This window comes from Aeromonas sp. R10-1 (assembly GCF_040908465.1).
In the GTDB taxonomy this organism is placed as follows: domain Bacteria; phylum Pseudomonadota; class Gammaproteobacteria; order Enterobacterales; family Aeromonadaceae; genus Aeromonas; species Aeromonas caviae.
The window spans coordinates 1-20,920 of sequence record NZ_JBFODT010000017.1 but is presented as its reverse complement, the minus strand read 5'-3'; the positions used below and the strand labels follow the sequence as shown (position 1 = coordinate 20,920).

At 60.8% G+C, this 20,920-nt stretch carries 18 protein-coding genes; 10 read left to right on the top strand and 8 right to left on the bottom strand.

Annotation, left to right across the window (positions count from 1 at the left end):
• Window positions 1-4 precede the first annotated feature (4 nt).
• Window positions 5-406 carry a fosfomycin resistance glutathione transferase gene (gene fos, locus AB5Y93_RS06820; RefSeq protein WP_048209162.1) on the bottom strand — a complete coding sequence of 134 codons (402 nt, stop codon included), beginning with the start codon at window positions 404-406 and terminating at the stop codon, window positions 5-7.
• A 29-nt stretch (window positions 407-435) separates the two neighbouring features.
• Complete coding sequence (locus AB5Y93_RS06815) at window positions 436-603, bottom strand: hypothetical protein (protein WP_162513465.1); 168 nt, start codon at window positions 601-603, stop codon at window positions 436-438.
• Window positions 604-659: 56 nt separating this feature from the next.
• Between AB5Y93_RS06815 and AB5Y93_RS06810 the strand changes: the two genes are divergently transcribed.
• From AB5Y93_RS06810 to gshA, 4 genes are read left to right on the top strand one after another with little or no spacing between them, the layout of a single operon-like run.
• Window positions 660-1,634 (top strand): NADP-dependent oxidoreductase, encoded by a 975-nt coding sequence (locus AB5Y93_RS06810; protein WP_201888062.1) that lies wholly within the window; start codon window positions 660-662, stop codon window positions 1,632-1,634.
• Window positions 1,631-2,068: a YqaA family protein gene (locus tag AB5Y93_RS06805; protein WP_029313803.1), complete on the top strand. Its 438-nt coding sequence runs from the start codon at window positions 1,631-1,633 to the stop codon at window positions 2,066-2,068. Before AB5Y93_RS06810 ends, AB5Y93_RS06805 begins: the two co-directional genes overlap by 4 nt.
• A gap of 25 nt (window positions 2,069-2,093) precedes the next feature.
• Entirely contained in the window at window positions 2,094-4,907 is a 2,814-nt protein-coding gene (locus tag AB5Y93_RS06800; RefSeq protein ID WP_368229045.1) for a M16 family metallopeptidase, read from the top strand.
• Window positions 4,908-4,965: 58 nt separating this feature from the next.
• Window positions 4,966-6,564 carry a glutamate--cysteine ligase gene (gshA, locus tag AB5Y93_RS06795; RefSeq protein ID WP_113978522.1) on the top strand — a complete coding sequence of 533 codons (1,599 nt, stop codon included), beginning with the start codon at window positions 4,966-4,968 and terminating at the stop codon, window positions 6,562-6,564.
• A 118-nt stretch (window positions 6,565-6,682) separates the two neighbouring features.
• Here the strand turns inward: gshA and AB5Y93_RS06790 are convergent, their stop codons facing one another.
• Window positions 6,683-8,002 (bottom strand): anaerobic C4-dicarboxylate transporter, encoded by a 1,320-nt coding sequence (locus AB5Y93_RS06790; protein ID WP_041210978.1) that lies wholly within the window; start codon window positions 8,000-8,002, stop codon window positions 6,683-6,685.
• Window positions 8,003-8,132: 130 nt separating this feature from the next.
• The gene (gene aspA, locus AB5Y93_RS06785) at window positions 8,133-9,575 is read right to left on the bottom strand and encodes an aspartate ammonia-lyase (RefSeq protein WP_010673133.1); all 1,443 of its coding nucleotides are present in this window, start codon (window positions 9,573-9,575) and stop codon (window positions 8,133-8,135) included.
• 449 nt (window positions 9,576-10,024) lie between these two features.
• Here aspA and AB5Y93_RS06780 point away from each other — a divergent pair, with 449 nt between their 5' ends.
• Window positions 10,025-10,504: an FxsA family protein gene (locus tag AB5Y93_RS06780; RefSeq protein WP_103244213.1), complete on the top strand. Its 480-nt coding sequence runs from the start codon at window positions 10,025-10,027 to the stop codon at window positions 10,502-10,504.
• Window positions 10,505-10,526: 22 nt separating this feature from the next.
• Here AB5Y93_RS06780 and AB5Y93_RS06775 read toward each other — a convergent pair whose 3' ends face one another.
• Window positions 10,527-11,861, bottom strand: a complete 1,335-nt coding sequence (locus AB5Y93_RS06775) for an MATE family efflux transporter (protein WP_368229182.1) — start codon at window positions 11,859-11,861, stop codon at window positions 10,527-10,529.
• Between the two features lie 242 nt (window positions 11,862-12,103).
• Here AB5Y93_RS06775 and AB5Y93_RS06770 point away from each other — a divergent pair, with 242 nt between their 5' ends.
• From AB5Y93_RS06770 to AB5Y93_RS06750, 5 genes are all read left to right on the top strand, one after another.
• Window positions 12,104-12,397, top strand: a complete 294-nt coding sequence (locus AB5Y93_RS06770) for a co-chaperone GroES (RefSeq protein ID WP_005309514.1) — start codon at window positions 12,104-12,106, stop codon at window positions 12,395-12,397.
• A gap of 43 nt (window positions 12,398-12,440) precedes the next feature.
• Complete coding sequence (gene groL / locus AB5Y93_RS06765; RefSeq protein WP_042864436.1) at window positions 12,441-14,075, top strand: chaperonin GroEL; 1,635 nt, start codon at window positions 12,441-12,443, stop codon at window positions 14,073-14,075.
• 94 nt (window positions 14,076-14,169) lie between these two features.
• A complete protein-coding gene (locus tag AB5Y93_RS06760; RefSeq protein WP_045523305.1) occupies window positions 14,170-14,667 on the top strand; it encodes a molybdopterin-binding oxidoreductase in 498 nt (165 codons plus the stop codon).
• A gap of 25 nt (window positions 14,668-14,692) precedes the next feature.
• On the top strand, window positions 14,693-16,624 hold the full coding sequence (locus AB5Y93_RS06755; RefSeq protein ID WP_029313817.1) for a bifunctional diguanylate cyclase/phosphodiesterase: 1,932 nt from the start codon (window positions 14,693-14,695) through the stop codon (window positions 16,622-16,624).
• A 58-nt stretch (window positions 16,625-16,682) separates the two neighbouring features.
• Entirely contained in the window at window positions 16,683-16,871 is a 189-nt protein-coding gene (locus AB5Y93_RS06750; protein WP_010673139.1) for a hypothetical protein, read from the top strand.
• A gap of 64 nt (window positions 16,872-16,935) precedes the next feature.
• Here AB5Y93_RS06750 and rluA read toward each other — a convergent pair whose 3' ends face one another.
• The 3 genes from rluA to AB5Y93_RS06735 all read right to left on the bottom strand — a co-directional run.
• Complete coding sequence (gene rluA / locus AB5Y93_RS06745) at window positions 16,936-17,592, bottom strand: bifunctional tRNA pseudouridine(32) synthase/23S rRNA pseudouridine(746) synthase RluA (protein ID WP_041214498.1); 657 nt, start codon at window positions 17,590-17,592, stop codon at window positions 16,936-16,938.
• A gap of 119 nt (window positions 17,593-17,711) precedes the next feature.
• Complete coding sequence (gene rapA, locus AB5Y93_RS06740) at window positions 17,712-20,579, bottom strand: RNA polymerase-associated protein RapA (RefSeq protein ID WP_368229044.1); 2,868 nt, start codon at window positions 20,577-20,579, stop codon at window positions 17,712-17,714.
• A 121-nt stretch (window positions 20,580-20,700) separates the two neighbouring features.
• The coding region (locus AB5Y93_RS06735; protein WP_368229043.1) for a hypothetical protein at window positions 20,701-20,920 on the bottom strand (220 nt) is incomplete at its 5' end.

Sequence of the window (20,920 nt, the reverse complement as noted above, 5' to 3'; positions counted from 1 at the left end):
CGGCTCAGTCGAACCAGATAAGACCCTCATAGGGCTGCTGTCTGAGGGAGGCGAGGCGGCTATCCAGGTTGCCTGCATGGATTTCCAGTCGGTGCCCGTCGGGATCCAGCAGATAGAGTGAATCCCCTTCGCTGCTGTTCTTCTTCCACTCCACGACGCCCGCCGCGCGCAGACGGGCGCAGAAGGCAGGAAACTGTTCAGGCGAGATGCCAAACGCGACATGGCTGTAATCTCTGGCCGGTTGGGGAGGATCGCAGGAGAGACAGAGCCAGAGATCGCCGAGGGTGAGATAGGCTCCCCGTGCCCATCTCACCCTGGGGCGACATCCCAGCAAGTCGACATAAAAGGCAACGCTTCTGTCGAGATCGCCGGTTGCCAGCGTGAGATGGTTCAGTCCATGCAGCATCTTCTCTTCTTCCCCCTTGTCCCTGAACCCTAGTGAGTGAGCACCATCATCAGGCTGAGGAAGGCGGCAAGCCCGCCGCCGATGCCGATGATCCAGTAAAAGCCCCTGGCCCCCTGTTTGAGCGGGATGCGGAAGTAGAGCAGAAACGCCCACCACCCTAGGGCCAGCAACAGAGGAATAAGAAACATTCGAGCCATGGTGTCCTCGCTGTTATTCTGTTGACCCTTGATCAATCAACAGGATGGATTGTGCAATGACGCAGCTACAGATTACCGCATTCGGCGACCCCTCGGTACTCAGGCTCAACCCTTCCCTGGACAAGGTGCCCGCGGAGGGAGAGGTCCGGGTGCGCATCTGCTTTGCGGGGGTCAACCCCATCGATGCCAAGACCCGGGCCGGTCTCGGCTGGGCGGCGGCCCAGAACAAGGACAAGCTGCCCTGGACGCCGGGCTATGACGTGGCCGGTGTGGTGGAAAAGGTGGGGCCCGGCGTGACCTCCCTGGCCGAGGGGGAACTGGTGTGCGGCATGGTGGGCTTTCCCCTCGCCGCCGGTGCATATGCCGAATCCGTGGTGGCCCGTGAGGAGGAGCTGGTCAAGCTCGATGGGGTGAGCCTCAGGCAGGGAGCGGCCTTGCCGCTGGCGGGACTCACCGCCTGGCAGGGGCTGCTGGAGCACGGTGGCTTGCAGTCGGGGCAGCGGGTACTGATCCTGGCCGGTGCCGGTGGCGTCGGCCATCTGGCGGTGCAGTTTGCCGCCGCCTATGGTGCCCACGTGGTTGCCACGGCAAGCGGCGACAATCACAGCTTCCTTCATAGTCTCGGGGCGAGCCGGATGGTGGATTACCACCAGGCCGGGTGGTGCACCGAAGCGATCACCGATGGTCCGTTCGATCTGGTGCTGGATCTGGTGGGGGGCGAGAGCGGCAAGGCGGCGCTGGCCTGCGTCAAGCCGGGTGGCCGTCTGGTGACGGTACCCACTATCACGGCCCAGCAGATCAAGGACGCGGGGGCCGAGCTCGGTGTCGAGGTTGTCGGCATGCTGGTCCATCCCGATCGAACGCAGCTGACCCAGATGCTGACGCTGCTTCGCCAGGGGGAAGTGAAGATCACCGTCTCCGGTGAATACACGCTGGCAGAAGGGGCGCTGGCCCATCAGGCCATCGAGCAGGGCCATGTGCGCGGCAAGCTGTTGCTGCGCATGTCCGCCGCAGACGGTCAGCCCGGATGATAGACTTCACCGGGATGGGGCTGGGAGGGCTGTTTCTGAGCGCCTTCACCTCCGCCACCCTGCTGCCCGGCAGCTCGGAAGTGTTGCTGGGCGCCATGGCGGTCAAGGGGGAGTGGAGCATGACCAGCCTGCTTTTCTGGGCGACGCTGGGCAATACCCTGGGTTCCATGACCACCTGGTGGCTCGGCTGGCTCGCCACCCACAAGAAAAAACCGGAAGATTTTCAAGGCCGTGGGGAACAAAAAGCCCTTGGTTGGCTCAAACGTCATGGTCACTGGTGTCTGCTGCTTGCCTGGACGCCTGTGGTCGGCGATGGTCTCTGTCTGCTGGCTGGTTGGCTGCGCCTCTCCTTCTGGCGCTCCCTCATCTTGATCGGGCTCGGCAAATTGCTTCGTTATGCCCTGGTGTTTCTGCTGGCCAGTCAGATCTTCTAGCCCTTTTGTCACTCACGAGGTACCCGTGAACAAACTCATTCCATTAAGCATGCTGCTGGGCTTCTCCCTTCCCGTGCTGGCGGCCCCGACCCTGGTGTCCGAGCAGGTCAAGCAGGAGGGCAAGCTCGGCATTCCCTATCAGATGTACAAGCTGGACAACGGTTTGACCGTGATCCTGGCCCCCGACCACTCCGATCCCCTGGTGCATCTGGACATCACCTATCACGTCGGCTCCTCCCGGGAAACCGTGGGCAAGTCGGGCTTTGCCCACTTCTTCGAGCACATGATGTTCCAGGGCTCCAAGCACGTTGGCGATCAGGAGCACATGCGGATCATCAACGAAGCGGGCGGTGACATGAACGGCACCACCAACAAGGACCGTACCAACTACTACGAAACCGTGCCGGCCAATCAGCTGGAGAAGGTGCTCTGGCTGGAGGCGGACCGCATGGGTTTCCTGCTCGATGCGGTGAGCCAGAAGAAGTTCGAGATCCAGCGCGCCACCGTCAAGAACGAACGGGCCCAGCGTATCGACAACCAGCCTTATGGCCTGGTGGGCGAGCGGGTGGGGGAGGCACTCTATCCGCGCACCCACCCCTACTCCTGGCAACCCATCGGTTATGTGGAGGATCTCGACCGGGTCGACGTCAACGACCTCAAGCAGTTCTTCCTGCGCTGGTACGGTCCCAACAACGCGACTCTGACCCTGGGCGGCGACTTTGATACCAAGCAGGCGCTGGCCTGGATTGAGCAGTACTTCGGTTCCATCCCGCGCGGTCCGGATGTGGCAGAACCGACGCCCCAGCCTGCCACCCTGCCGGCAACCCGCTACGTGACGCTGGAAGACAAGGTGCATCTGCCGCTCCTGTATATCAGCTACCCGACTGTCTCCCTGGGTGACCCGCAGGAGCCGGCGCTGGACATCTTTGCCGATGTGCTGGGGGGTTCTGCCAGCTCCATGCTCTACCAGTCCCTGGTGAAAACCGGCAAGGCCATCGAGGCGGGTGCCTCCCACTCCTGCGAAGAGCTTGCCTGTACCCTGACGGTCTATGCCTACCCCAATCCGGCGGCGGATGGCAGCCTCAAGACCCTCAAGGGCGAGGTGGACAAGGTGATCGGCGAGTTCGCCCAGCGCGGCATCAAGCCCGCGGATCTGGAGAAGGCCATCAGCAGCTATCGCGCGTCCGCCATCTGGGGACTCGACAGCATCGAGGGCAAGGTCAGCCAGCTTGCCATGGGGCAGGTGCTGGCCCGGGATCCCGACTATGTGTTCAAGAATCTGGATGCCATCGCCCGGGTCAAGGGGTCTGACGTCAAGGCTGCCTACGACAAGTTCATCCAGAACAAGCCTGCCGTGGTGCTGAGCGTGGTGCCCAAGGGCAAGAGCGACTGGCAGGCTGCGACCCCGAACTTCACTCCCGCCAAGCGGGAGCTGCCGGATTACAGCAAGCATGACAAGGTGCTGGCCGAGCGGCCGGTGAAAGATGACTTCGATCGCAGCGTGCAGCCCAAGGCGGCCGATGCGGTGAGCGTCAAGGTGCCCGCCATCTGGCGTGGCAAGCTCGACAAGGGGATCGAGATCATCGGCACCCACAGCGACGAGATCCCGGCCGTCTCCATCATGATCGCCCTGCCGGGTGGCATCCGGGCCGAAGGCAAGGGAGAGCTGGGGCTGGCCAGCCTCACCGCCGCCATGCTGGAGCAGGGGACGACGCGCCTCTCCGAGGCCGAGCTGAGCGACGAGCTGCAAAAACTCGGCGCCAGCATCAGCGTCTCCAGCGCCCAGTACAACAACCTCATCACCATCAGCAGTCTGGCGGACAAGCTGCCCGAAACCCTGGCGCTGGTGCGGGAAGTGCTGCTGCAACCCGGCCTGCGGGAAGCGGACTTCGAGCGGCTCAAGACCCAGATGCTGCAAGGCATGAAACAGAGCGAGCAGCAACCCGAGTGGCTGGCGGGTCAGGCGTTCCGCGAACTGGTCTATGGCAAGCAGAACCGCCTCGGCCAACCCTCTGACGGGGTGCTGGCGGACGTGGAGAGGCTGACCCTGGCGGATGTGAAGCGCTTCTATGAGGCCTATTACAATCCGACCAATGCCAAGGTGGTGGTGACAGGTGATGTGACCGCCCAGCAGGTGGAATCCGGTCTCGCCTTCCTGACCCAGTGGCAGGGGGCCGCCCCGACCCTGGGGGATCTCAAGCCCGGGGGAGAGCAGGCCAAGCCAGGCATCTATCTGGTGGACAAGCCGGGGGCCCCCCAGTCGGTGATCCGCATCGGCCGCCGCGCCATGCCGTTTGACACCACGGGAGACTATTTCATCGCCAACCTGATGAACTTCAACCTGGGTGGCAACTTCAACAGCCGCATCAACCTCAACCTGCGGGAAGATAAGGGCTACACCTATGGTGCCAGCTCGGGCTTCCAGGCCAACCGCGAGGCGGGGGTCTTCGCGACCGGCGCCAATGTGCGCACCGATGCGACCGTGGATGCCATCCGCCAGTTCCTCAAGGAGATGGACGGCTACCGCAAGAACGGGCCGACCCCGGTGGAGCTGGCCTACATGCGCAGCGCCGTCTCCCAGCAGGATGCGCTCTCCTACGAGACCCTGGGACAGAAGGCTGGCTTCCTGCTGCAGATGATCATGTACGACCTGAAGCCGGACTATGTGCAGGCCCAGAACAACCTGATCAAAACGGTGTCACCCGAGACGCTGAAGGCCAGTGCAGCCCGCTGGCTGGATCCGGCCGAGATGGTGATTGTGGTGGTGGGAGACAAGCAAAAGCTTGAAAAACCCCTGAGCGAGCTTCATCTTCCCATCTATCCACTGCAACTGCCCTGAGGGGCGTCGCAACAATAAGTGCCGCCCCGGGTGGGGCGGCCACACATGAGCCGTGAATATGACTACTACTAGCTTGTCGCTCACCGAGTTGCTGGCTGCGCTGGGCACCCCGGAACGGGTGACCGCCCTCAAGGGGATCCGGCGCGGGATCGAGCGCGAATGTCTGCGCATCACCCCCGAAGGGACCCTGGCCCAGACCGATCACCCCAGAAGCCTGGGGTCGGCCCTGACCCATGCCAACATCACCACCGATTACTCCGAGAGCCTGCTGGAGTTCATCACGCCGGCCACCGATTCCATCGAGAGCCTGATCGAGCAGCTCGGCGACATTCACCGCCACACCATTCATCATCTGGGAGAGGAGCGGATCTGGCCCCTCTCCATGCCCTGCTTCGTCGGTGACGAGGAGAGCATCCGCCTGGCCCAGTACGGCAGTTCCAACATCGGGCGGATGAAGACCCTCTATCGCCAGGGGCTGAAGAACCGCTACGGCAGCCTGATGCAGGTGATCGCCGGGGTGCACTTCAACTTCTCCATGCCGGACAGCTTCTGGTGCGAGTGGCAGGATCTGGTGGGAGAGGGCTGCTGCAGCCAGCGATTCATCTCCGACAAGTACATGGGGCTTATTCGCAACGTCTACCGCTTCGGCTGGCTGGTGCCCTATCTGTTCGGCGCGTCTCCGGCCATCTGCGACTCCTTCCTCAAGGGGCGCAAGAGCAGCCTGCCGTTCCAGAAGACCGGTAAGGGCACCCTTTACCTGCCTTATGCCACGGCTCTGCGCCTGTCCGATCTCGGTTACACCAACAGCGCCCAGGCGGGGCTCAAGATCAGTCATGACAGCCTGCCCGCCTATGTGAGCAGTTTGCGCCGGGCCATCAATACCCATGATCCCGACTTCGCCAGGATAGGGGTCAAGGTGAACGGCGAGTACCGCCAGCTCAACGACAACGTGCTGCAGCTGGAGAACGAGCTCTACGCGCCGATCCGCCCCAAGCGTACCCCCCGCAGCGGCGAGAAGCCCTCGGATGCGCTGGAGCAGCGCGGCATCGAATACATCGAGTTGCGCACGGTGGACGTCAATCCTTTCACCCCGTTCGGTATCGAGGTGGATCAGATCCGCTTCTTCGATCTCTTCCTGGTCTGGTGCCTGTTGCGCCCGTCCCCCGTGCTCTCGGATGACGAGGTTGCCCGCAACCGCCGCAACCAGAACAAGGTGGTGCTGGAGGGGCGTCGCCCCGGCCTGACGCTTGAAGATGAGCAGGGCAATGCCATCGGCCTCAAGGAGTACGGCCTCAAGCTGTTCGACGAGCTGGCCGAGGTCGCAGCGCTGCTGGATCGCTGCTGTGGTCGCAACCGCTATCGCGAGACGCTGGCGATGCACCGTGAGAAGCTGCTCGACCCCGAACAGACCTACTCCGCCCGCTTGCTCAAGCAGTTGCTTTCAAGCGGTCAGGACAACGGCTGCTTCGGCGATGCGCTGGCGAGCCGCTACCGGGAAGAGATGCTGGCCGGCGAGCTGCAGTACTGGGACGAGGCCTATTTTGCCGGCGAGGCGCGGGACTCCCTGGCCAAGCAGCGGGAGCGGGAACGCAGTGACAGCCTGTCGTTCGACGACTTCCTCGCTGACTATTTCGGTACCCGCCAGACCACGGCCTGAGGATGCCGCCAGGATGACGAAAGCCGCTCCCGGGAGCGGCTTTTTCATGGGAGCCCGGCGGTGGCCTGGCATAAAAAAACGGCCCGTTCGGGCCGTTTTGCATGGGGTGGTTCACCGGTCAGAGGATGAGACCACCGAAGAAGAAGCCGAGCGCCACTGCCATGGCGATGGTGGCCACACCCGGGATGAAGAAGGGGTGGTTGAACACGGCCTTGCCGATGCGGGTGGAGCCGGTGTCGTCCATCTCGACCGCGGCCAGCAGGGTCGGGTAGGTTGGCAGCACGAACAGGGCGCTCACGGCGGCGAAGGAGGCGATGGCCGCCAGCGGGCTGACACCCAGTGCCAGGGCGGCAGGCATCAGGGCCTTGGTGGTGGCACCTTGCGAGTAGAGCAGCATGGAGGAGAAGAACAGCACCACGGCCAGCAGCCAGCTGTATTGGCTCAGCAGATCGCCGGCGAACGCCTGGATCTCGACCATGTTGCCCTTCACGAAGACGTTGCCCAGCCAGGCTACGCCCAGCACGCAGATACAGGCGGACATACCGGACTTGAAGGTCGGCATGTTGGTGATCTGGGCCGCGTCCAGTTTGCAGAACAGGACCATCAGGGTAGCGGCGGAGAGCATGATGCCCATGATGGCGCCATCGCGGGGGATCGGCGGGCTGCTGATGAGGCCGACGTTGCCGGAGATGGCGGTGGCATAGGCCATCACGGCCACGATGGAGGCGACGAAGATGCCGACGGAGAGCTTGGCATAAGGCTTGATCTCAACCTGGCTGGTACCGCGCAGCTTGATGAGTCCCTTTGCTTTGCGCTCCAGATAGACTTCGTCCTGATCCAGCGGCTTGCCCAGCAGGTTGGCGATGAAGGCCCCCAGCAGACAGGCGATGAAGCTGGACGGGATGCAGATGGCCAGCAGGGTCAGGTAGTCGACGCCAAGCGGCTCCAGCATGCCGGAGAAGGCGACCACGGCCGCCGAGATGGGGGAGGCGGTGATGGCAATCTGGGAGGCAACGACCGCGATGGAGAGCGGACGGGAGGGGCGAATGCCCTGCTCCTTGGCCACTTCGGCGATCACCGGCAGGGTGGAGAAGGCGGTGTGACCGGTACCGGCCAGCATGGTCATCAGGTAGGTGACGACCGGCGCGGCGAAGGTGATGTGCTTGGGATTCTTGCGCAGGGCTTTTTCGGCCAGGTGCACCAGATAATCCATCCCGCCAGCCAGCTGCATACAGGCAATGGCGCAGATGACGGACGCGATGATCATGATCACGTCCCACGGGAGATAGGTCACCAGCTGATCGCTCGGGATGGGCATGCCCAGCCCCCAGGTCAGTACCAGTACCCCAAGACCACCGGCAAAGCCGATACCGATACTGCCTATCCGGGCCCCCAGATAGATAGCGGCGAGCACGACAAGTAACTCGATTCCAATCATAGCGAACACTCCATTTTCCAGTTTTTTTAGGTTTTATTAGGCTGAAAAGCCAATTCCCGATGGGGCTGTGGAGAGACCGCTCGGGAATTGACTTTAAATGGGCCGGGATAACCCCGGCCCATCTGCTCGCTTATACGGTGGCTTCGCGGGTGTAACGCTTGGCTTTGTATTGCGGGTTCATCAGGTTCTCGATGGAGAGGATCTCGTCCAGCTGTTCGGCGGTCAGCAGGCCGCGTTCCAGCACGACTTCGCGGACGTTCTTGCCGGTCTGGGCACAGATCTTGCCGACGATATCGCCTTCATGGTGACCGATGAAGGGGTTCAGGTAGGTCACGATGCCGATGGAGTTCAGCACGTGGTTCATGCAGATGTCCGGGTTGGCGGTGATGCCTTCCACGCACTTCTCGCGCAGGGAGATGCAGGCTTTTTCCATCAGGCTCAGGGATTCGAACATGGCCTGACCAATCACCGGCTCCATGACGTTCAGCTGCAGCTGACCGGCCTCGGCGGCGAAGGTGATGGTGACGTCGTTGCCGAATACCTTGAAGCAGGACTGGTTGACCACTTCCGGAATGACCGGGTTGACCTTGGCCGGCATGATGGAGGAGCCAGCCTGCATTTCCGGCAGGTTGATCTCTTTGAGCGCGGTGCGCGGGCCGGAGGAGAGCAGACGCAGGTCATTACAGATCTTGGAGAGCTTCATGGCCAGACGCTTGACCGCACCGTGCAGCATCACATAGGCGCCGCAGTCGGAGGTCGCTTCGATGAGGTCCTCTGCCGGCACGTAGGCACGACCGGTGATCTCGGCCAGACGCTTGATGGCAAGACCGGAGTACTCGGGCGGAGTGTTCAGACCGGTACCGATGGCGGTGGCGCCCAGGTTCACTTCCAGCAGCAGCTCCTGGCAACGCTTGATGGATTTGATCTCTTCACGCAGGGTGACGGCGAAGGCGTGGAACTCCTGACCCAGGGTCATGGGCACGGCGTCCTGCAACTGGGTACGGCCCATTTTCAGGATATGTTTGAATTCCTTGGCTTTGACATCGAAGGCGGCGATGAGGGCTTCCAGAGCGTGCAGGGTGGTGTCGGTGCTGTTGACCACGGCCACGCGGAAACCGGTGGGGTAGGCATCGTTGGTGGACTGGCACTTGTTGACGTGATCGTTGGGGTTGATGACGTCGTAGCGACCCTTTTCAAGTCCCATCAGCTCGAGGGCGATGTTGGCCAGCACTTCGTTGGTGTTCATGTTGACGGAGGTACCGGCGCCGCCCTGGTAGACATCGACCGGGAACTGATCGAAGCACTTGCCGGTGTTCAGCATCAGGTCGCAGGCTTCGACAATCTTGTCTGCGATCTCGGGACGGATGGTGCCCAGCTCACCGTTGGCCAGTGCAGCCGCCTTCTTGGTCAGGACCATGCCACGAACAAACTCGGGAACGTCAGAAATCTTCTGAGTGCTGATCTTGAAGTTTTCAACAGCGCGCAGGGTGTGCACGCCGTAGTAGAGGTCGTTGGAAACTTCTTTGGTGCCCAGCAGGTCTTCTTCAATGCGGACGTTCTTGATGTCGCTCATTGTTATGCCTCAGAAATCAAATAAATGGAAACGATCCTCACCGAGTGGTCGCGATTTCCCTACGCACATTTCATCCTGAAGCACCACACATCGGGTGGGGCAGTTGGGAGCCAGTTGCTCCCTGTGCAATGACTGGTGTTGATGTTACCCCAATTGAGGTATCCGGTATTAGACCTGGATCACTAAATTTGAGGCAACCTCAAATTTCTTGTGGTCATTAAACAGATATTGCAATCGGGCGATTAACTTTGACAGAACAACCACCTCAATCCCAGTTGGGCGGACAAATATTTATCCGTATTCCGGGGCCTGCGGCAGGAGAGGCTTGAAAAATGATCAACCAGCCCCATGTTAATGTCAGAAGACCTGAACCCGGCGCGTCAGCATCAGCGATGCGCGGCTGCCGACCGGACACCCCGGGTCCATTCATTCATCGCTCCGAGGTTGCTATGGGCAAGTTGTTACTGTTGTTGGTCGGGCTGGTATTGCTGGAGCTCACCGTCATGATCAAGGTGGGCTCCGTGATCGGGGCCTTGCCGACCGTTTGCTTGCTGGTGCTGACCGCCGTGCTGGGATCGTCGCTGGTGCGCAGCGAGGGGATCAAGACTCTGCTCACTGCCCAGCAGAAGATGCAGCTGGGGGAGATGCCCGGCCGCGAGGTGATGGGTGGCATGATGCTGGCGTTGGCGGGCTTGCTGCTGATTATCCCGGGATTTGTGAGCGATATTGTCGGCATCCTGCTGCTGCAGCCCTGGCTGCGCAACATGCTGGCCGACAAGCTGATTGGCAGCAATCAGTTCAGGATGCAGATGGGGGGCTTCCAGGCTCGCCAGCAGCCGTTCGAGCCGGGCCCGGGCGATGACAGACCCGGACAATCCCCGCGAGGGGGTGGCAACACCATCGAAGGGGAGTTCGAACGCAAAGAGTAATCGCGAGCCTCGGGCTGTGCCGTCAGGATCTCCCCTGATGGCACAGCCGCTCGAATCTGTGGCGGGCATACCCCCATGCCAGCAATCCGGCGGCCAGGTTCGCCAGCAGCATCCCCAGATAGACCCCCTGTTCTCCCCCCAGTTTTGCCCCCAGCCAGGCCCCTGGCAGCAAGAAGACAAACAGTCTGATGCCGTTTATCAGCAGTGACACCGCCGATGCCCTGACGCCGTTGAGGGCCGAGGCCAGCAGCATCACCATGCCCTGAAAGCCGTAGCCGATGGGGACCAGATGCAGATAGAGCACGATGAGTCGCACCACTTGCGGATGATCGCTGAACAGATCGGCGATGAAGGGGGCGAGAAGCCAGGTCAGCACGTAGACCCCAAGCTGGAATATCAGGGCGAAGCGCATGCAGAGCAGCAGGGCGGCCTTGGCGCGGGCCGGATTCCCGGCGCCGCAGTTCTGCGAGATGAAGGGGGCCAGCACGGAAGAGAGCGCCATCATCACGATGAGCAGCAAGGCCTCGACCCGGGATGCCGCGCCGTAGGCGGCGACCACCTCGGTTCCGAGCCCGGCGAAAATGATCATCAACACGGCGTTGGCCAGTGGGTTGAGCATGTTGGTAAACGATGCGGGCACAGCCACATGGAGCAGGGCGCGCCAATGGGCCAACAGCTGAGGGCGGGGAGAGAGGCGCCAGGTCAGCAGCGTCTCCCGCTTGCGCAGCAGATGGAGGCTGACCAGCATGGCCATCAACCAGGAGAGGGAAGTGGCGATGGCGGCTCCCCGAATGCCCCACTCGGGGAAGGGGCCCGGCCCGAAGATGAGCAGAGGATCCAGCACGCCGTTGACCAGACCGGCGACCCCCATCACCAGACTGGGGGTCTTGGTATCCCCCGTGGTCCGGATGGCCGCATTGCCGACCATGGGCACGACCAGCATGGGGACGGTCAGATACCAGATGAGCATGTAATCGTGGATGAGGGAGATGAGCTCGGGGCTGGCCCCCAGCAGGGTGAACAGAGGGGTAATGGTCATTGCCCCCAGTCCGGCAAGCAGACTCACCAGGATGACGGCGAGGAACAGGCAGTCTGTGGTGATGCGGGCAGCCTCGTCATGGCGACCCTGCCCCAGGGCATGACCGAGCAGGGCGCACAGGCCCGCTCCCAGCCCCATGGTCAGGGAGGTGACGACAAAGGTGACCGGGAAGGTGAAGCTGATGGCGGCCAGCGCCTGGGTACCCAGCATGCCGATGAAGAAGGTATCGACCAGGTTGAAGGCCAGGATGGCGATGATGCCCAGGATCATGGGGCCCGTCATGCGCAGCAGCATGGGCGTCATGGGGGCGGTCAGCATGGGGTTGGGTCGGCTCAAGGCAGAGTCTCTAGGTGCTTTGGGCCTGAATGCTGGCCGTCTCCATCCGCCTTCCTGATTGGGGATGGGTGATCCATCGAAGGTGTTCATAGTACGTGAAAATATTTTTTTTGTATTTGCCCTTGAAGGGCTAGCCCTGTTGCCCCAGATCAGGGGCATGACAAATTTGGCCGATTGCGGCCATTCCTCAAGCAACACAGAGACTCATTTTGGGAGAGTTATCGATGAAAATTCGTCCACTGCACGACCGCGTCATCATCAAGCGCATCGAAGCTGAAGCCAAATCCGCTGGCGGCATCGTCTTGACTGGCACTGCGGCCCAGAAGTCCACCCGTGGTGAAGTTCTTGCCGTGGGGACTGGTCGAATTCTGGACAATGGGGATGTCAAAGCACTGGCCGTCAAGGTGGGTGACAAGGTGATCTTCAACGAAGGCTACGGCGTGAAGACCGAAAAGCTGGATGGCCAGGACGTACTGATCCTGTCCGAGACCGACATCCTGGCGATTGTCGAAGAGTAATCACCCTCCCTCTTTTCCCGAATTGATTTAAGGATTGAAGAACATGGCAGCTAAAGAAGTTAAGTTTGGCAACGAAGCTCGCATCAAAATGCTGGAAGGCGTCAACATCCTGGCCGATGCCGTCAAGGTGACCCTGGGCCCGAAAGGCCGCAACGTGGTGCTGGACAAGTCCTTCGGCGCCCCGACCATCACCAAGGATGGCGTCTCCGTTGCCCGTGAAATCGAACTGGAAGACAAGTTCCAGAACATGGGTGCCCAGATGGTCAAGGAAGTCGCTTCCAAGGCCAATGACGCCGCCGGTGACGGTACCACCACGGCCACCGTACTGGCTCAAGCCATCGTCAACGAAGGCCTGAAGGCCGTTGCCGCCGGCATGAATCCCATGGATCTGAAGCGTGGTATCGACAAGGCCGTTGTGGCTGCCGTTGCCGAGCTGCAAGCACTGTCCACTCCCTGTGCCGACAACAATGCCATCGCCCAGGTAGGCACCATCTCCGCCAACTCCGACGAGAAGGTCGGCAAGCTGATTGCCGAAGCCATGGACAAGGTCGGCCGTGACGGCGTCATCACCGTGGAAGACGGTCAGGGCTTGGAAGACGAGCTGGCGGTGGTAGAAGGCATGCAGTTCGACCGCGGCTACCTCTCCCCTTACTTCGTGAACAAGCCGGAAACCGGCTCCGTCGAACTGGATGATCCCTTCATCCTGCTGGTGGACAAGAAAGTCTCCAACATCCGCGAAATGCTGCCGGTGCTGGAAGGTGTGGCCAAGGCGGGCAAACCGCTGATCATCGTGGCCGAAGACGTGGAAGGCGAAGCACTGGCGACCCTGGTGGTCAACACCATGCGTGGCATCGTGAAAGTGGCCGCCGTCAAGGCGCCGGGCTTCGGTGATCGCCGCAAGGCCATGCTGCAGGATATCGCCATCCTGACCGGTGGTACCGTGATCTCCGAAGAAGTGGGCATGGAGCTGGAAAAAGCGACCCTGGAAGATCTGGGCCGTGCCAAGCGCATCGTCATCACCAAAGAGAACACCACCATCATCGATGGCGTGGGTGATGCAGCCCTGATCGAAAGCCGCGTGGCCCAGATCCGTCAGCAGATCGAAGAGACCTCTTCCGATTACGACCGTGAGAAGCTGCAAGAGCGCGTGGCCAAGCTGGCCGGCGGTGTTGCCGTGATCAAGGTGGGGGCTGCCACTGAAGTTGAAATGAAAGAGAAGAAAGCCCGTGTTGACGATGCCCTGCACGCCACTCGCGCAGCCGTGGAAGAAGGCGTGGTTGCCGGTGGTGGTGTAGCGCTGGTGCGCGTTGCTGCCAAGCTGGCCTCCCTGCGTGGTGACAACGAAGACCAGAACGTCGGCATCAAGGTTGCCCTGCGCGCCATGGAAGCCCCGCTGCGTCAAATCGTCATCAACGCCGGCGAAGAAGCCTCCGTTATCGCCAATGCCGTGAAGAACGGTGAAGGCAACTACGGTTACAACGCCTACACCGAACAGTACGGCGACATGCTGGCCATGGGTATCCTGGATCCGACCAAGGTAACCCGTTCTGCCCTGCAGTTCGCCTCGTCCGTCGCCGGCCTGATGATCACCACAGAGTGCATGATCTCCGAGCTGCCGAAGAAAGATGCACCTGCCATGCCTGATATGGGTGGCATGGGCGGTATGGGTATGATGTAATCCCGTCAAGTCATCAAACGGCTCGCTTTTGCGGGCCGTTTTTTTTAGTGCTACTAAGCTGAAGTTGTTGATAGTGAAATGATCTGAGGTGAACATGCGATACTTAGGGCTTCTCCCGTTACTCCTTTTCCTGGCCTTGCCGGGCATGGCGCTGGCGACACCGCAGGGGCCGGTCATTCTCAAGGTGACGGGGAATCTGGACCCTGCCGACCCGGCAGATGGAGAGGTGCTGTTCGATATGGCCATGATCCAGGCGCTGCCGCAGCATGAGGTGGTGACGAGCAATCCCTGGGTGGACAAACCGCACAAATACGTGGGGCCGAAACTGGCGGACGTGCTGACTGAGGTGAAGGCCAACGGCAAGAGCATCACGCTCACCGCCCTGAACAGTTTCCAGATCCGGATCAACTGGGATAAGGTCAAGCAATACGATCCTATCCTGGCCTGGCAGGATGACGGGATGACCATGCGGGTACGTGACAAGGGGCCGCTCTGGTTTATCCTGCCACTGGATCAGCATCCCGAACTCAGGCGTTCCGAGTTCACCGACATGATGATCTGGCAACTGAGTGCGATCGACATTCAGCAGTAAAAACGGTGGTTTACGGGAGTACTGGGTGAAAGCGAAGACCAGGGCCTGGCCCTTACTCGGCGTTCTTTATCTATCCATTCTGTTGTTCACGGGTAGCACCCTCTATTGCTTGGTGCAGATACAAAATGCGACCCGGGTGATGGAGAAGTACACCTATGACGTCTCCTGGGCATTGATGCAGTTGCAGCTCGAACTGGGCCGCTTTCTCAATGCCGTCGAGATTTACCACTATGGCGGCATAGACCAGGAAGCCCTGCTGCTCCGCTATGACATTCTCTGGAGTCGTACCCCCATCCTCCTGAGCGGCCAACTGAGAAAAAGCCTCGCGGACAATCCGAAGACGCTGCGGCTGGTGAAACTGACCGAAAGCAGCATTCGCAAGCTGGAGCCTGATTTGGTCAGGCTCAAACCGGGGACGCCGGATTACCAGCAAGTCATGATGACACTGGCGCCCTTGCAGGAACCCCTCTCTTACTCTCTTGCTTCCGTCATGCAGAACAACATCAACGTCTATACGGGCAACGACGCGCGTTTTGGCCAGTTGCGCAATGCCCTGCTGTTCATGGTGTCGGGGCTGGTGGTGTCCGTCATTCTGCTCAGCGGCCTGCTGGTGCGAGAAGCCAGGCGCCATTTCAGGACCGCTAGGATCGATCCCCTCACCGGGCTCGCCAACCGACTGGCGCTGCTGGAAAAGATGGATGCCTATGTCACCCGTGACACCTCCTTCGGACTGGTGCTGGTCGACATCAACGACTTTCGCGATATCAACAGCAAATTTGGCTACAACACAGGGGACCTCCTGCTGCAGGAGGTGGCAAAGCGGCTGCGCGCCCTGTGCGAAAACGGGGAGTGGGTGGCGCGTTTGGGGGGAGATCAGCTTGCCATGCTGCAACGGGAGGGGAGCGATCTTCGCCAGGTCAGGGAGCTCGTGGCCAGAGTACTCCACTCCATCAAGCAAGACATCATCATCGACAACTACCCTTTCCGGCTTGAGGTCGGTATTGGTATCGCCTTCTTCCCGACCGACAGCAACCAGACCCAGGAGTTGCTCAGCCGGGCGGAGCAGGCCCTCTCTCACAGCCGCAAGACCCATGTTCCCTATGTCATCTATGACAGTTCCCTGCTCAACGAGACGGCCAGGCGCAAGCATCTTGCGTCTGACATGGTGATGGCGCTGGAGCACAATGCGCTCGAGCTCTATTACCAGCCCATCGTCAATCTGGAAAGTGGCCGCTGTGAAGCCGTGGAGGCGCTGCTGCGCTGGCGCCATCCCGAGCTTGGCTTTATTCCCCCCAACGAGGTGATCCAGGTGGCGGAAGAGTTCCAGCTGGCCGAGAAACTGGGTGGCTGGGTATTGAATACCGCATGTGAACAACTGCATCAGTGGCAGCATCTGGGTTTGGTGGACTTGCAGATGTGCGTGAATATCTCCCCGGGCATGTACCAGCGCAACCTCTTGAAGCTGGTGGCCAGAGCGCTGATGGAGCACCATATCCCTGCGTCCAGCCTGGTGCTGGAGGTGACGGAAGACACCACCATGCGCGAGGTCAAGAACTCGCTGCAGTTGATGCAGGATCTCAGCCAGCAGGGTGTGCATCTGGCCCTTGACGACTTCGGCACCGGCTACTCCTCCCTCAGCTATCTGCAGAAGCTGCCGGTGAGCAAGGTGAAGATAGACAGGTCCTTCATTCAGGGTATCGACACCTCCATCGAGGCGGCCGAACTGGTCGCCAACATCTGCCGTATGGGCTCCATGCTTGGCAAGAAACTGGTATGTGAAGGGATCGAGACCCAGGGGCAGCTCGATGTGCTGCGCTCATTGACCGACATACATCTGTATGGGCAGGGATATCTGTTCAGTCGCCCGGAGCATGCTGAAAAGGCCTATCAGACATTGCTGGAGATGGAAGAGCGCTGGTTGGCCCGGCGCTCGCCGGACAAGGCATATCTGCGTTGAACGATATGGCTCATGTCTCACCGGTCCCGGCCGATAGTCTCTTGGCAGGAGGTACACAATGGATATTTCTAGTTCTGCAAATGCGTCGTTCGGTTCTGCACTGATGGTGGCCAGCCTGGCCAAAAAGCAGCAGACCCAGGAAGGCGAATCCGCACTGAAACTGCTGGAAACAGCAGCGCAATCCGCTCCGGCAGCGCCGACATCGGCCAGCGCTTCCCTCGGAAGCAAGATCGATATCCGCGTCTGAGCGATAAAAAAGCCCCCATCTCTCGATGGGGGCTTTCTTTTTATTTGGTTGTTACCTGTCAGGCTCAGACCGGGAAAGGGGCCGGTGCCTCGAAGGTCATCCGCTCGCCGCTGCGGGGGTGGCTGATGGTCAGGCTGGCAGCATGAAGATAAAGGTGCGGTGCAGCCGCCAGCGCATCCGGGTTGGCGTAGAGGTTGTCGCCGAGGATGGGGTGACCCAGCTCCAGCATGTGTACCCGCAACTGATGGGAGCGACCGGTAATCGGGGTCAGCTTGATCAGGCTGTTGCCGTTCTCCACCTTCAGTTTTTGCCACAGGGTCAGGGCATGACGCCCCTCCTCAAAATCCACCTTCTGCTTCGGCCGGTTGGGCCAGTCGACGCAGAGCGGCAGATCCACTTCACCCGCATCCAGCGCCGGTTCACCCCACACCCAGGCGAGGTAGTGCTTCTCGGTCTCCCGCTCTCGGAATTGCCGGCTCAGCTCCCGGTGGGAGTTGGGGGTGAGCGGGATCACCAGCACGCCGGTGGTCGCCATGTCGAGGCGATGGGCAGCCGCCGCCTTGGGGTGCTGCTGCTTGACCCGATGGAGCACGCTGTCTTCATTCTCGGGGCCGCGCCCGGGGACGCTCAGCAGGCCAGTGGGCTTGTTGACCACCATGATGTCCTTGTCCTTGAACAGGATATCGAGCCAGGGTTCCAGGGGCGGGGAGTATACAAACATAGCGTCTCGCATCTTGAGTCAAAGCGGGGGCAAGCCCCCATCAGTTATGGGTAACCACGACAAAGCGGCCTTGTGTATCCAGTTTGAGCTGGGTCTGGCCGCTGTCGGTCGCTACCTTGTCAGTTATGGGTAACCACGATAAAACGGATGGCATCCAGCTTGAGTTGGGTCTGGTCGATCAGGTGGTGCAATTCTGCCTGCAAATTGCGCAGATAATCCAGCTCGCTGACGCGCACGTTCGGGTTGACCGCCTTGAGCGCTTCCAGCCTGTCCAGATCCTGCTGCAGGGTCTGCGCCATCTGGGCGCGGGCTTTGTCGACAATCCCGGCCTTCAGCTCTTCGGCAATGGCCTGGCCCTTGCCAATCAGACCGTGGATTACCGGCTGGGACGCAGTCACCAGCTTGCTGCCGAGGTGGCGGTTGACCGGCGTCAGTTGGCGGTTGAAGGCATCGAATGCCACTTTCTCGCCCAGATTCTGGCCGTTCTTGTCCATCAGCAGACGGATCGGCGTCGGAGGCATGAAGCGGTAGAGCTGGGGATGAGCCGCGGACTCGGCAACGAAGATCAGCTCAAGCAGGATGGAGCCGACCGGCAGCGCCTTGTTCTTGAGCAGTGCGACCGAGGTGGCACCGATCTCGGAACCCAGGATCAGGTCGATACCGCCGCGCATCATGGGGTGATCCCAGGAGAGCAGCGCCATGTCATCCCGTGACAGCGCGGTGTTGCGATCGAAGGTGATGGTCATGCCGTCTTGCGGCAGGCCCGGGAAGCTGGAGACCAGCATGTGATCTCCCGGGGTCAGCACCAGCGCGTTCTCGCCACGGTCATCCTGATTGACGCCGATCTCGTCGAACATCTTGAGAGCGAAGGAGATCATGCCGGTGTCGTCATCTTCGGCGGCCAGCTTGTCGACCAGCTGCTGGGCGGCGGTGCCACCGCTGGAGTGGATCTCCAGCAGGCGATCGCGACCCTGTTCCAGCCGGGCCTTGAGCGGCTCGTGCAGTTCGCGAGTCTTGACCAGCAGGGCGTCGAGGGGGGCCTGATCGCCTGTGTTGGCGGCCAGCAGCTCGAACAGCTCGTCACGCACCGCTTCAAATACCGGGCGGGCGGTCGGGCAGGTCTGCTCGAACGCATCGAGGCCATCGTGATACCAGAGCTGCAGGGCGCGCTGGGCAGTCCCTTCCAGATAGGGAACGTGGATCTCGACGGTATTCTGCTGACCGATACGGTCCAGTCGGCCGATACGCTGTTCCAGCAGATCCGGGTTGAGTGGCAGATCGAACAGCACCAGATGGCTGGCAAACTGGAAGTTGCGACCTTCGGAGCCGATCTCGGAGCAGAGCAGCACCTGAGCGCCCCCCTCTTGCTGGGCGAAATAGGCGGAGGCCTTGTCCCGCTCGAGGATCGACATCCCTTCGTGGAACACGGCGCCACGGATCCCTTCACGGGTGCGCAGTGCCTCTTCCAGCGCGATGGCGGTGGCTGCTTCGGAGCAGATCACCAGCACCTTCTGCTGACGGGCTGAGAGGAGCAGTTCCAGCAACCATTCGACGCGCGGGTCGAACTGGGTCCAGGTAGCGTTGTCGCCTTCGAACTGCTGGAAGATCTTCTCGGGATAGAGGTAGCGCAGGGCACGGGTCTGCAGATCGCCGCCATTGCCACCCATCATACCCATCACCTTGATGGCGGTCTTGTACTGCTCCGGCAGCGGCATGGGGTAGACGTTGAGGTGGCGCTCCGGGAAGCCCTGAATATTGGCGCGGCTGTTACGGAACAGCACCCGGCCGGTGCCATGCTGATCCAGCAGCTTGGCGACCGCCTGCTGACGGGCGGCTGTATCGCTCAAGTCCAGCCCTTCCAGCTGGCTGGCGAGGATTTGTTTGGCTTCATCGCTCAGGATCTCGCCATCCAGCAGCTCCTGGGCTGCGCTCGCGACCTGACCGTAGGCCTGCTCCTCGGCGAGGAAGGCCTCGTAGTCGTAGAAACGCTCGGGGTCGAGCAGGCGCAGACGGGCAAAGTGGCTCTGGTGGCCCAGCTGATCCGGGGTGGCGGTCAGCAGCAGCACGCCCGGCACCTGTTCGGCCAGCGCTTCCACCATTTCATAGGCACGGCTCGGCGCCTCTTCACTCCACTCCAGATGGTGCGCTTCGTCGACAACCAGCAGATCCCACTCGGCTTCCAGCACCTGCTCGAAGCGACGACGCTTCTTGCGCAGGAAGTCTAGGCTGCAGATCACCAGCTGTTCGGTCTCGAAGGGGTTCTCTGCATCGGCGAACGCCTCAATGCAGCGCTCCTCGTCAAACAGGGAGAAGTGCAGGTTGAAACGGCGCAGCATCTCGACCAGCCACTGGTGCTGGAGCGTTTCGGGCAGCAGGATCAGCACCCGATGGGCGCGGCCGGAGAGCAACTGCTGGTGAATGATCATGCCTGCTTCGATGGTCTTGCCCAGACCAACCTCGTCCGCCAGCAATACGCGCGGGGCGTAGCGGTGACCCACTTCATGGGCGATGTAGAGCTGGTGCGGGATCAGACTGACTTTCCCGCCAGCCAGGCCGCGAGTCGGGTTGCGGCGACGCTGGTGCTGGTTGACCAGCGCTTCGTAGCGCAGGGTAAAGCGGGACATCCGGTCAATCTGGCCGGCGAACAGGCGATCCTGCGGCTTGTTGAACTTGATGAAGTTGTTGAGAAACACTTCCTTGAGGGCAACGGGCTCACCATTGTCGGTGCGAACACCCACATATATAAGCAGGCCATCTTTCTCCTGCACTTCGTCGACCGTCATGGTCCAGTCTTCGTGGCTGGCTATCTGATCGCCCACATTGAAGCTGACCCGGGTGACCGGTGCCTCTTCTTTGGCATACATGCGGTTTTCACCGGTAGCCGGAAACAACAGGGTAACCATGCGTCCTTCAACAGCAACGACAGTCCCCAAACCCAGATCCGTCTCTGTATCACTAATCCAACGCTGGCCAAGTGCAAAAGGCATTAAACTCTCCAAAGCCCAAGAGTGTGAGAATCGCAAAGGGGCGCTATGTTACCCGAAGGCGGAAAGCCGATCATCATGGTTGTGCTGCAAGGGAAAGCCAAACTGATACAAGCTTGATCTGTCAACCTGCCGGCCTCAATACAGCATCCGGAATACCAATCTGCAGACCCTTTTCGTGCATTAATTCATCACCGCGGTCACTTTGTAATCGGTTGAACGATGAAAGCCATCTTTTCGCAATTATCTCCTTGCCAGAACGAATTCGCTCCCTATAATGCGCCTCCATCGACAGGGCAAGCGGCAACGCAAACAAGCCCGTCGGTGCCTCGTAAAAGCCTCGT

Coding starts and splice junctions, on each gene's coding strand:
- fos (WP_048209162.1), bottom strand. CDS start 406: ATGCTGCATGGACTGAACCATCTCACGCTGGCAACCGGCGATCTCGAC.
- AB5Y93_RS06815 (WP_162513465.1), bottom strand. CDS start 603: ATGGCTCGAATGTTTCTTATTCCTCTGTTGCTGGCCCTAGGGTGGTGG.
- AB5Y93_RS06810 (WP_201888062.1), top strand. CDS start 660: ATGACGCAGCTACAGATTACCGCATTCGGCGACCCCTCGGTACTCAGG.
- AB5Y93_RS06805 (WP_029313803.1), top strand. CDS start 1,631: ATGATAGACTTCACCGGGATGGGGCTGGGAGGGCTGTTTCTGAGCGCC.
- gshA (WP_113978522.1), top strand. CDS start 4,966: ATGACTACTACTAGCTTGTCGCTCACCGAGTTGCTGGCTGCGCTGGGC.
- AB5Y93_RS06790 (WP_041210978.1), bottom strand. CDS start 8,002: ATGATTGGAATCGAGTTACTTGTCGTGCTCGCCGCTATCTATCTGGGG.
- aspA (WP_010673133.1), bottom strand. CDS start 9,575: ATGAGCGACATCAAGAACGTCCGCATTGAAGAAGACCTGCTGGGCACC.
- AB5Y93_RS06780 (WP_103244213.1), top strand. CDS start 10,025: ATGGGCAAGTTGTTACTGTTGTTGGTCGGGCTGGTATTGCTGGAGCTC.
- AB5Y93_RS06775 (WP_368229182.1), bottom strand. CDS start 11,861: ATGCTGACCGCCCCCATGACGCCCATGCTGCTGCGCATGACGGGCCCC.
- AB5Y93_RS06770 (WP_005309514.1), top strand. CDS start 12,104: ATGAAAATTCGTCCACTGCACGACCGCGTCATCATCAAGCGCATCGAA.
- groL (WP_042864436.1), top strand. CDS start 12,441: ATGGCAGCTAAAGAAGTTAAGTTTGGCAACGAAGCTCGCATCAAAATG.
- AB5Y93_RS06760 (WP_045523305.1), top strand. CDS start 14,170: ATGCGATACTTAGGGCTTCTCCCGTTACTCCTTTTCCTGGCCTTGCCG.
- AB5Y93_RS06750 (WP_010673139.1), top strand. CDS start 16,683: ATGGATATTTCTAGTTCTGCAAATGCGTCGTTCGGTTCTGCACTGATG.
- rluA (WP_041214498.1), bottom strand. CDS start 17,592: ATGTTTGTATACTCCCCGCCCCTGGAACCCTGGCTCGATATCCTGTTC.
- rapA (WP_368229044.1), bottom strand. CDS start 20,579: ATGCCTTTTGCACTTGGCCAGCGTTGGATTAGTGATACAGAGACGGAT.